5 protein-coding genes are annotated in these 12083 nt (G+C 67.8%); all 5 read right to left on the bottom strand.

Features of this window, described 5'->3' with window-relative positions; genetic code table 11:
* Positions 1-46: 46 nt before the first annotated feature.
* Positions 47-745, bottom strand: coding sequence for a tyrosine-type recombinase/integrase (locus ACGFI8_RS47400; protein ID WP_392815566.1), 699 nt, complete (start codon positions 743-745; stop codon positions 47-49).
* Between the two features lie 242 nt (positions 746-987).
* Positions 988-1704, bottom strand: a complete 717-nt coding sequence (locus ACGFI8_RS47395) for a hypothetical protein (protein WP_392815563.1) — start codon at positions 1702-1704, stop codon at positions 988-990.
* Between the two features lie 118 nt (positions 1705-1822).
* Positions 1823-4939: a hypothetical protein gene (locus ACGFI8_RS47390; RefSeq protein WP_392815560.1), complete on the bottom strand. Its 3117-nt coding sequence runs from the start codon at positions 4937-4939 to the stop codon at positions 1823-1825.
* Between the two features lie 595 nt (positions 4940-5534).
* Positions 5535-6362, bottom strand: a complete 828-nt coding sequence (locus tag ACGFI8_RS47385; protein WP_190256062.1) for a hypothetical protein — start codon at positions 6360-6362, stop codon at positions 5535-5537.
* Between the two features lie 8 nt (positions 6363-6370).
* A complete protein-coding gene (locus ACGFI8_RS47380; protein ID WP_392815557.1) occupies positions 6371-10798 on the bottom strand; it encodes an AAA domain-containing protein in 4428 nt (1475 codons plus the stop codon).
* Positions 10799-12083: the final 1285 nt, after the last annotated feature.

Below are 12083 nucleotides of genomic sequence, written 5' to 3'. Positions count from 1 at the left end.
GACCCGCGGCCCGAACACCCACCACACTTCCCGCGACAGAACCGAATTACGTGATCGAAACCCCGTCAGATGGGGGAATTACGTGATCGCCGACATCGAGGAGCAGGGTGCGGGTGCCGTTGTGGGACTTGGGTGGCTTCTCCCGCACTTGGCTGGTGGGGTCTTCCACGACGCGTTGTCGGCGGACGGTCAGTGCGGCGAGGTCCGGTTCCAGGTCGCACCATTGCAGGCCGCAGAGTTCGCCGCGGCGCAGGCCGGTGGTGAGCAGGAGTCGCCAGAGTGGGTAGAGGCGGTCGCTGGTGGTGTGGTTGAGGAAGGTGCGTGCTTCGGTGAGGGTCCAGACCGGTCGTAGGTCGTCGGTTTCCCGTGGCTTGCGGGCGCCGAGGGTGCGGCCGGTCTGCTCGACGAACGCTTTGGCGAGGACGAGGTGGAGGGTTCGTAGGGTGGTGCGGGAGTAGCCGGCGGCCTCGAGGTGCTGGTAGGCGTGTTCGGTCATGCGTGCGCTGAGCCGTGATGCGCGGACCCGGCCGATGTGCGGGTAGATCAGGTTGAGTAGGCGGCCGTAGTTGTAGACGGTGTTGGGCTGCAGTTCCTGTGCCCGGGCGGTGAGCCAGTCCTCGCATAGCGTCTGCACGGTGTCGGACAGCCGTAGCCGGGGCCGTTGCGCGTCACGCTGCCGGCTCAGCCGCCGGTACTCGGCCAGGGCGGCCTGTTCCGTGACGAACCCGCCCCGTCTGGCCTGCATGCGCGTTCCGGATCGGTCGCGACCAAGTTCCAGCCGGAACCCGAACAACCCCGTGATCGGATTCTGGACGATCACATCGACATCGGCCATGACAACCTCCGCCGTCCGCTGATGCACGGCCCGGAGATGGGCCCGCCTTTTCATGGGACCGCCGTGCGGAGGGACTCACAACCGCGATCCCTCCATCGGAGGACCCCTGATCGAGTGATCCGGCTCGCGGTGCACACGCGGGCTGCCAAGGCTCATGTGGACGACGGCGAGCCGTCCTTGCGGGGATCGGTGATGAAGGCGATGAACTTGGCCGCCAGTTCCGACGTGACGGCCTGGTACATCCCGTGACCGGTGACCATGCCGCCGAGACCGTCGATCCTCAGCAGGCCGGCGTTGGAAAGGTCGCGCACGACCACGTCGGTGAACTCACGTTGACTGGCGAACTCCGGGATGCCTTCCTCGACGAGCTGGCGCCGCGATCCCGCGATTATGTCCTTCTTCGTGGGGATGCCTCGCTGGTCGTACCACGCCTCCGGGTTGTTGAGCAGCGTCAGAATCTGGAGGTGAGCGGCGGTGTAGTCCTCGATCCAGCGTAGGAACATCAGCTGCGTGTCGGAGTCTGGTGCGCCCGGGAGTGCGCTGTTGAGCACGGCATTGCGCAGCGCGTCGATTTTCAGTGCCTGATGGGTCCGAGTGGCGGCTTGCGTGGCGGAGGCGACGGCGTCGACGAAGATGTCGTTTGCTGCCAAACTCTCAAGATCCATGCCTTCGACTTGGTCGGCGAGCTCGTCGACGGCCTCGGCCAGATCCTCGAGCCACTGGGCCATGCGGCGGTTGTAGGTGAAACCCACCGCGTAGGCGAACGCCACGCCCAACGGACCGCCGACCAGCGGCACCAGGTTGAGGCCGACCTCGACGGCCTTCTCCGTAATTTCGCGTCCAGTGCTCTTCGATGGGGGCTTCTCCACAGCTGCCACAGTAGCCATAACTGCAGCCGCTCGGCCGGACGTTCAACCCGTGCGAGCAGACCTGTCTTCGTGCGCACTGCCCCCTTGCCTCAAGTGCACCCGGGGGGCTGCGGCGGGACTACATAGCAAGTCGGTCTCGTAACGGGTCGGCTGTTGCCGCCGACGAACCCTGATCGGCGCCTGCCGAGGGTCGAGCCGCGGTGCGAATGCTGTGGCGTGCATCGGAGGCGAGAACACCAACTATCTCCCGCAGACCCTCAGGGTTCTGGTCGTAGGCGCGTGCTGCTGCCTCGGCAAGGACACGTCGCACCCGTGGATTGCGGTCCTCGGCCAGGCGGAGGGCGGCTGCCCGGTATCGCTCCGGTTGGCGGACGCAGAGGTGTGCACTGAGCTGCCGCACGTTCACGTGGTGATGAGCGGCCAGCAGATCCGCGTCGAGCTCGGTGGTGACGGAATCCATGGCAGCCAACACCAGCACGGCTTGCTGGATAAGGGAATCCTCGCCGCTGCGGAGCAGATCGACCGCATGGTCGCGTACCCATCGACGTTCGACGTCGTCACTCGAAGCGCATCCGGCAAGCCGCAAACCTTGACCGCGCAGGGTCGCAGCCCCCATGGAGATCCGAAGGAAGCTCAGTGGATGGGCGGGTCCCATCAATTCGTCGTCGTGGGCGCTGCCGTCTTGGGCTCCGGTCACGAAGTGCTTGCTGCGCTCGAAGACGGCTGCTCGGACCGTTGGCTCGGCGTGCAGGACGAGGTTGGCTGCGGCGTCCAGCGCGTCTTGCCGATTTCGCGCCGCCTCGCGGGCATCGCCGGCGATGCTGAGAAGTTTCTCGAGGCACGCCGTTCGTTCCGGCTGGTCGAGGAGACCGGCGAGGTAGGCGTCGGTCACGATCAAGGAGCCGAATGCGGTATGCCCGGCTTGCGGATCTGGCCGCGTCAAGATTCGGTCGGCGGCAAGACGCGCTGCTGCCAGCGCGGCCGGCTCGTGGGGCGCCAGCTCGTGCCGAAGCGCCTGGGCTATTGGCGACCGGCCGTCGGCGAGCCGTAGCGCAGCAGTTCTGAGCACGTCACGGTGCTCGATGGTCAGGAGTGGCAGGTGCGGTCCGCTGGTGCCGACGTTGCCCTTGATCAGGTTCAATACTCGGTCGTCGGCAGTAAGAGCCACTGCTTTTCTGGCGTCGTGGCTGGCGAGGTCGAAGAGACGGGTGAGTGCCGGTACCGCGAGTTGCGGGTGGGCGATCGCGATGTCGATGCAGGCGGCGGCGTGTGCGTCGTCGCTGTCCCTGAACTGGTTCGGTTCTCGCGGAAGATCTGCGGCAAGCAGTTCAAGAACCGTCATCGCCTGCTCGGCGGTTGCGCGATGGGCAATGGCGCACGCGCCGGCCGTGGCCCGGGCTGTCAGCCCGCCGCCGCCGAAACGGTCGATGAGTTCACCGTCACGCCCTCGGACTGCCAACTCGGTCAGTTCCTCGAGCAACGCCGCCGCTGCGTTGTCTGGCAGGAGGTCGGCTTGAGCGATGGTGAGCGCGATCCGAGCGTTCGTGGTCCACCAGGGCTCGTCTCGGTCGAGCGTGACGGGGATCAGGCGGTCGCCGACCTGTTCGGCCAGTTCCTCGATCTTCTCGGCACTGCCCGACCGCGCGAAGAGCTCGGCGGCGGCTTCAGGTTCCTGGTTGTCCCGGTACAGGTCGCCGAGGAAACGGGCCGCTTCCAGTTCGTCGGCCCAGCTGCCGGTGATGAAGGCATCGGTGAGCCACTGCCGGGCGTGTAGCACCGCCACTCTGGGACGCTGGCCGAGCACTGCAGCTCGTGCTCGTTCGCTCGGGTGCTGGGCGCGGTTGAGCAAGCGGTTCGACGCAGTGTGCCGTAACGCCTGGGCGAGATGGTGCTCATCGTCGATGCCGGCAATCAATGGGCCAAGGAAGTGTCTGGCGGACCGGATCGCGTAGAGCCAGTCCGCAGCGTCGTCGGCCAAGCCAGCGTGGATGCCGTAGAGCACCGCGTCCCGCCAGTGCTCGACTGCTTCGTCGAGTCGGCTTTCCTGCGCGCAGCGTCGTGCCTCTCGCGCACTGACCAGCGCGGCCAGGCGACCCGGCAGCTCGTGCTTGCGGGCGACCGAACCCAGCACCCGGCGTTCCTCGTGGTCGTACTCTGCCAAGACGAGACGCAGCCGAATCCCGATCTCCTCCGAGCCGGTCGAACCGAGCTGCCCGATGGTGGAACGCAGCAACGGGTCGAGCTCACCCAGTTGCTGGGGACGGCCGGCCGCGACACCCTCGGCTAGCAGCAAGACCAACTCTGGGTGGTACGGAACGGTCGTCGCGTCCGGGTCGGACAGCGCGCGGAGGAGATCGTCGGGTCCGTCGAGTGGGTCGCAGATGTAGTTCACGGCTGCCGAGACGAGCGCCGCGTGCCGGTGTGGTTGCGTGGGCTCGGAGTCCGCGCCGGCGTTCGTTTCGCTGACGGCTTCGGTCAGGATGCCTCTCAAGCGGCGGGCCTCGTCGCGCTCGCCGCGGTTGAGCGCGTTGACGGCTAGCCGGGCGATCACCGCGGCGGCTTCTGCCGGTTGACCGGCCTCTCGAAGTGCGCCGGTCTGGCGGTCACGCATTACGGCGGCGTGTCCTCGGTGTCCGGCGGCCTCCAGTTGTTCGGCCAGCTCTCGGTAGAGCACAGCGGATTCGTGCGGCGTGCCTGCTCGTTTGTCATCGGCCTGCCGCAACCTCACTAGGACGTCTGGAGTCTTGAGGGGGCCCACGAGGACGCGAGCGGCCTGCAGCTGCCGATCAGGAGGTGGCGCGGGCACGCCCGGCAGCGGGGCTGCCGTGCAAAATGTGGCTGCAGTCTCGCGGGTCCAGAAGCGGGCAACGATATCGGCATTCCGGCGAAGGTAGCCGTTGATCTGCTCCGCGCCCCACAGGTCGAGTGTCAGTTCTGGGTGCTCGGCCTGCTGTGTCGCGAGTTCGTCGAAGACCTGGGTCGGCTCGGTGTTCGCCGAGGTCGCCACGATCAGGTGTGTCGCGTGGAACGGGCGCCGACCGGACGTGAATGCGGCGACGGCCTTGCGCAGGTCGGCCTTCGTGAAGGACCTGTAGTCCTTGCACTGCACAACCACATAGGCGCCGTCAGGGTCCCGGCCGGCAAGATCGATTCCATGCTGCTTCTGGCCGAGCGTTCCGTAGCGGCGGAACCGGACGCCGCGCAAACCCAGGACACGCTGGACAAGATCCAACATGAGCTTCTCGAATCGGTCCCAGCCGACGTGGAGATCGAGATCGCCACCGGGTGGACAGTTTCCCGGTCCGACAGAGGTTGGGGGCGTTCGGAGGTTCGCGTCGGTTGCGCAGGGAGCCCAGGGCTGGGTGCGCACTCGTGCTGCCACAGCACGAGTATGCCTGGCGCTCGTGCATGGCAGGCGCAGCGAACGCTCGAGGCGTGGCGTGCGACTGGCACGGAGCACGTACATCGGCCCGAACAGGATGATCGCGCCCCTGAGGACGGCCATGGACGGACGGTAACCGACGCATCGGCGTACCAACGTGCTCGCTCGGCGGCATGTCCGCGTACCGGATCATCTTCGAGCGTCAGTTCGCTGCGGCGCGAAGTATGCGAGGGTTGCCCGTTGGTCATCGGTCAGCGGGAACTGCGTCGCGTTGCCGGGGACTGGGAGGACCCGGGCGGTGTCAAAATCGGCGCGGCGCAGGCTCGTGGCGACACCGATCTTGACGTCACCGGATCCAGCCACCGACGTGCGGACGCCATGCGGATGCGCTGGGCGAACGACAGCCCCGTTGTCCGGCTGGGGATGTGTCGAGATCCTCCGAAGCGCGTTAGGGGGCGGTGCTCGTTGCGGCCAGGTCGTTGAGTGCGGCGTTGATGACCGGCCAGCACATGTTCAACGTGTCGCGGTCGGGTGCGTGTCCTTTGCGGATCTGGGCGTTCGGGTGGACGAGGTTGCGGTACTCGCGCAGCTTGTCGGCGAAGCCGTGGACGTCGGCCTGGATCCATTTGTGCTCGTGCGCGAGGTTGATCAAACGGCTGAGGACCAAGTCACGCTCCGCTGGACGCTCGCGCTCGGGCAGGCGGCTCATGGCGGCGTCGAGCAGGACGCCCTCGAGCAGGCTTCCGAGCATGATGATGGCACTGGCGAACGCTCCGTTGCGATCGCAGATGCGCGCTTCGTCGAGGCGTCCCTGCAACACTTCGGCGAGCGCTGGGTCGCTGACGAGGTCGGTCATGGCGACGTGGAGGGTGCCCCCGGGCTCGCCCGGCACGGTTTCGGGTTCGGGCCGGTATGGGCGCACGGTCGGCCGGCCCCGGTGGTGGGCGACTTCGAACCCTTCGAAGACCAGGATCTGGTTGAGTTTCGCGGCGACCTCGGCGGCCGCCAGCGGTTCGTTGCGGGCCAGGTATTCGCGGTTGTCGGCGAGCCGGCACACGACGGCGTCGAGCGCGCCGGGCTCACTACGCCGGCTGAGCAGCTGCTCGACCAGCCAGGCGCGGCGTTGCTCGCCGCGGTAGTCCGGCACGTCCTGCCAGCCGGACTGCCGCAACAGTTTGGGCAGGTCCGCACCGCGGCGGTAGACGGGATAGCCCTCGCCGCCGCAGGCGATCCGGGCGATCTCCTCTACCGTGTTGTCGTCGAGCTGTTCCAGCATGCTGCCTCCTACGACAGGGAAACGTCGTCGTCTACTTCATCGGCCGGGTATGGATCGCTGTCGTCGATGCCCACAAGGTCTGGCGCGGTGGCGTTGCGCCGCGGAAGGGGGCGCGGTCTGATGCCCCGGTCCTCGATCCGCTGCCAGAGCGGCTCGAGAGCGGCGTCGGCGTCCAGCAGGTATTCGCTGTGCCGGACCCGGACGATGACCCATGCGGCGCGGCGCAGGTCGCGTTCACGCTGCAACGCCCGCTCGATCTCCTCGAAGCTTGTCGTGGCGGACGGGGTATCGCACTCCACCCCGAGCCGGGCGTTGTCACCGACCACGACGAGGTCGATGGTGTGCTCGGCGATCGGGTAGTTCGGCAGCGCGGCGAACCCACGCTGGCGCAGCTGCAGGAACACCTGCTGCTGCAGCAGCGACCGGAACGGCGGCGTCAACCGCTGTGCTGGCACCAGGTCCAGCGCGGGGTCGGCGTTGAGGTCTTCCGGCGGTTGTTCCATGTAGTGCAGCAGTTCGTAGCGCATGCCACTGCTCGGCCGACGCGTCGGGTGGATGGAGTGGAACAGCCACATCTGGTCGCGGGCGCGGCTGGCCGCCACGTTGTAACGCCGCTGCACCTGCGGACCGTTGATGGCCTGCGAGGCGTCGGTCACCACCATCGATAGAAGGATCACGTCGCGTTCGGCGCCCTGGAAGTCGGTGGGCGAGCCGACCCGGATCTCGAACCTGGCCGTGTCGGCGGCGCCGATGCGCTGCGATAGCATCTGGTCGATCAGCGCCTTCTGCCGGCAGTCGTGCAGCACGATGACACCGATGGTTCTGCCCTGATAGCGCGGGTCGGCGACCATCCTCGACACCGCCTCCACGATCTCCTGTGCCTCGGTCGGGTTGCGCAGTGTCGCGCCGGCCCCCTCCAGCACGGCGTCGGCTACCGGTACCACCTGCAGCGGGTCGAGCCGGTCGGCACCGAACTGCCGCAGCGGGATCAGGTTCGGCTCGTAGAACCGCTGCGACGACCAGCCGATGATCTCGGGCATGCAGCGGAAGTGTTCGGTCAGGCGGATCTGGTCCGGCAGCCGGGTGCTCAGCAGTTCGTAGAGGTTGGACTGGGCGTTGAAGGCGTGCCGCAGCCGTAGGTCCATCGCGGCGAGGTGCCGGTTGAGACTGAGTTGCGTGGCTCGGATCGCGTCGGGTTTGCGCTGGCCCGGCGCGCATTGGTACTCATCGCCGATGACTACGACCCGCGGGGCGAGCCACAGCAGAAAGAGGGCGTCGACTTCGGCCTGACTGGCTTCGTCGATGATGACGACGTCGAACGAGTCCGGGTCGGGCGGGAGGACCTCCGCGACCCGGCTGATGGGCATCACCCATGCGGGGACGGCGTGCATCGCCGACTGCATGGCGTCGCGGGCCGCGGCCTGGTGGGCGGCGCTGTGCGGGCCTTTGCCTTTGCCGGCCCGGCGCATGAAGCTGCGGTAGGACTGCAGGTCCTGCTGTTGGTGGGGTGTGAGGCGTTCCCGCCACCGCAGCGTGGCCTGCTTGGAGGCCAGTTCCGTCGTGAGCCGGCCGAGGAACTGCTCGGCTTCTTCCACGATATGCTCCAGGTGTTCGTCCGGGCCGTGTTCGCGGACCGCACGGTGGTAGATGACGGCCCGGCCCCAGTTCCAGGCGGACTCGAAGTCGTCGAGCCGGTCTGCCAAGGCGGCGTCGCCGGCGGTGGCCTGCAGCTGTGCGGCGAGTGCCGGGTGGGCTCCGGCCAGGCGATCGGCGAGTGTGCTGCGCTCCTCGTGGACCCGCCGCTCGTCCCATGCCACCTCGAGCGCGGTGAATGCGTTGGCGTAGCCGGCCAGGTGGCGTCCGCGCAGCGCTGCTGCCAGGTCGGCGGTCTCCGGGGCTGCGTCGGGCCGCAGCGAGAAGCTGGCGAGTCCGGCGACGTGCCGGTCCAGCTGCTGCGCGGCTTGGTGGCCGGCGATGACGGTGGGAGCGCTGCGCACGACGCGCACGAGCAGATCCCAGTCGTGGATGCTGCGGATGGTGAACGGGATGTCGGCCCGGTGCAGCAGATGCTCGATGGTGTCGCGTGTGTCGCCGAGTTTGCGCAAGGCGCTGATGCCGTCGGCGAGGTCGTGCACCCGGGCGAAGCGCCGTCGCAGGGAGCCGCCGGCCGGCTGCGCGCTGCTATCGGTCCAGTTCGACCAGTCCTCGAGGACCGCGGTGACGGCCTGGTCGGCCTGCAGGACGGTGACCAGGGCGGTGAGGTCGCGCGTGGTGTGCGGCTGGGCCCCGTCCACCGTGCACGACTCGAGCAGCTCGGCGGCATCGGCCTGGGCCTGCGCCGGCCGGAAGCGGCGGATGCGGCCGCCGCGCGACACGTACGTCCGCAACCGCTTGGCCTGGCCGAGCAGACGCCCCGGGGGCGTGCCGACGTCGAGCTCGACGTCGTGGGCGGCGAGGACGGCCGAGGCGGCGTCCATGAGCGGCCTGAGCCGCATGACATCGTCGAATAGCATGGCCAGGGACGCCGGATCGCGGCGGCTCAGGATCGCCGCGGCCGTCTTGCGCTGCCAATCGTCGATCGGCCAGTCGTCGATGAGCTCCACGAGTCCGGACCTGCGCAGGACCGTCGCCGCGGCGTTGACCTCGACGGTCAGCGCCGCGATCAGACCGTCGGTGAACCGGGCCAGGGAGAGCCCAGCGGGATCGGCGCCCGGGTGCGCGCCGAGGATCTGCTGCGCTTGGGCCAGGGCATCGAATGTGGCCTGCAGCTCGGCCGGTCTCGGCAGCTGCGCTGGGTCGGGCATTGCTTGACCGGCCCGTCTCGCTTGCTCAGGCGTCGCGGTTGCCAGCAGAGCACGCAGCCGTTGCAGCTCCGGGCCGGTCAACGGCGGCTCGGCGGGTGCATCCGTCGGCAACGGGTCGATCCACGCGTACCGCTCCCGGCCGGCGTTGATGGCCGTCACCAGCTCCACCAGAGTCCCGCCGTAGCCGGGGGCGATCTCCGGGTGCCTGGTGTGCTCGGCCTCCCGCGACAGACGCATCGCATGATCGACGGCGTCGAGCCGCTTCTTCGCCCGGTCACGCTGGCGTTGAATGCGTGCGATGTCACGCTGCAGCGACTCGACGCTGGCAGTCGCGGCCAGCTCGGTCAGGGCAGCGATACCGCGATCGAGTTCGTCGCTGCCGCCACCTCGGGACCTGGTCATCGGCACGCACAACGGCCGCACGGGCTCTGGCAGCTTGTCCCGCAAGACCCGCAGCGCTTCGTCCTTCTCGCTGGTGACGAGCACGCGGACACCGTCGGCCAGCAACGCCGTGAGCAGGTTGACGATGGTGTGCGTTTTGCCCGTGCCGGGCGGGCCCTGCACCACGACGCCGGTGTCCTCCCGGAGCTTCCCGATGATCCGCAGCTGCTGCTCGTTGGCCGGCAACGGCAGCAACGGATCGTCGCGGAACAACGGCCGCTCGTGACGCGTGGCACGCGGCCAATGCATCCGCTGCTCAGCGTCCAGCTGCATAACCAGCTGCGCCAGCCCTAGCGGCACAGCCGCACCTGGCTGGTCCAGCGCCTCAGCGATGTGCCCGTAACACTGCTCCAGACCAGTCTTGTCGCGCTGCCGCAAGATCAACGCTGGTGAGGCGGTGACCGTGACCGCACCGTCGGGCTCCGGCACCCGATCGCCACGGCCGTGCGCATCGAACCTCACCGGCACGGACCAGGCACGACCGCACCAGCGGCCCAACCACGCCTCCGTCGTCGCCTCCAGCGGACCGCCGTCCGGGCCGTCGACGACCTTCCACGGCGAATCACCGCCCGGTGGCCGGAACCCGTGGACCGACGCCAGGAACTCCCCGTCCTCGATGCGAGGCCGCACGCCGCGCGGCAGGACCACACGCAACGCCTCGGTGCCCTGGTCGAGCTCGATCGTCACGTCCCAGACCAGCACATGCCGGCACACGGCATCGCCTCGTGCGTCGACCGCGCTCACCAACCCCACACCCAGTACCAGTTCGTGGGATTCCTGCTGCTCTGCAGCGCTGCGTCGCAGGTCGCGCAACTGTTCGTAGTGTGCCCGGCGGCCCGGGCGGTCGTGGTCCAGCTCGTCGGTAGCCCACCGTTGCCACCGTTCGTACCAGGCCTCGAAGGCGTCGTGGACAGCGTCCGGCACCGACGGTTCACCTCGCACCGGCCGCAGCTGTGGCCACGGCTGCTCCACGCGGGTAAGATCCCGGCGGTCGATGCGGCCGCGCAGAATATCTGGCAGTGTTGGCGGCCTGGCCGGAGACTCGCGTTCAGCGAGCATGATCGTATCGCCTGGTGGGAGCTCCTCGGGAAGCCAGATCGGTTTGTCCGGCCTGATGTCACGTACCATCGTCCGGCGGCCGCGCAGCTGATCCAGCAGGTGCGTGACAAGTGCCCGGGTGAGTGTCCGCACGTCAGCATTCGTTGTCGATCTCGACTCCAAGGCACGCCTCCCCACTAGCCAGCCACACAGAATGCATTAGTTTCACTACGTTGGGCAATGGATGCGGCGAACGGCGCGGATGAATGAATGCTCATCCGGCCAGCTGCGGACCAAGCCGACGTTCTCACCGGCGTCGCACCCGTCGCTATAGAAGGACGCCGGCGCCAGGAGCATCTCGAGGGTGCAGACGTCGCCAGCGGGTTGATCCGCACGAACGGGCCGTCACGACGGACAGGCGCACGCCGATCTTGGGATCGCCAAAGCTGCAGCAGTCGAGGGCGGTTCGCCGAGGCGACGGCTGTAATACCGATCTAGGCGCGACGGCGGCAACGCCGCTCGCCGTGTGCACGCTTCACTGCAAAGATCATCGACTAGTACCGGGCCGCCCAAGGACGCTGACAGGACCAGCGGTCCCGAAGTGTCCTGACGGACAAGCACTGCACAAGCCCAGCGCTTCGGGCCAAGGCTGGTCAACTGGTATCGCTTCATCTATGCCGAAATCCTTGACCCGCGGATGCCAGCGGCCAGCACAGTGGCGCCGATCGAGCTCGTGCCCGGTAGGCGGGGTACGCTTCCGCTGGCGACCGTGCGGTTCCGGGCTCAAGGAGTCGTCGCTTGGTGGCCACGTCGCGAACGGCGGCATGGCAGGGCTTCTGGTGCGTCGTGCCAGGGCACATGCGGATGCATGCCGACGTGACGCTACGGAAGCCAGTTGCCCGAGTCGGCACAAATCACAACGGCTGCACGACCTCGGTGACAGCGGCGAACTCGGCACGCGGAGTCCCCGCGCACAACTGATAGGCGGACATCGATCAAGTGGTGGTGCTGGCTGAGATCACCACGAGACCTTCTTCGACGTAGTGTGTGTTGGGGCCGAGAGGCTGCGACGCGAGCGTGCACAACTGCATCGTCCGACGCACGGTCAATTCACTACCGAGCGTAACGAGCGTCAAGCGGTCACGGCGCAAGACCCGCGGCATGAGCGCAAACGTGATCACGCGCGACCGGCGGCATGTGCGGATGCCCCTGCACGCATCGTGACCGCTATCTCGCATGCATCGGCCACAGGGGTGCCGATTCCAGGCAAGGCAATGGATGCAGCAATAGAGGCCCGACGTTCCCCTCCGTCATGTTGGACACCGCTCATCCGGTTGGTTGACGAGCAATGCTCGAAACCTGTGGATGAGCGTCGGGAGGCGTACCCTCCCGGCGACGCTCCATGTCCAAGGAATCGAGTAGAGCCCGCGCGCCAACG

It is taken from the genome of Dactylosporangium sp. NPDC048998, from assembly GCF_043197855.1.
GTDB lineage: Bacteria > Actinomycetota > Actinomycetes > Mycobacteriales > Micromonosporaceae > Dactylosporangium.
Note: the sequence above shows the minus strand (reverse complement) of the source record. Positions and strands in the feature narration are given on the sequence as shown.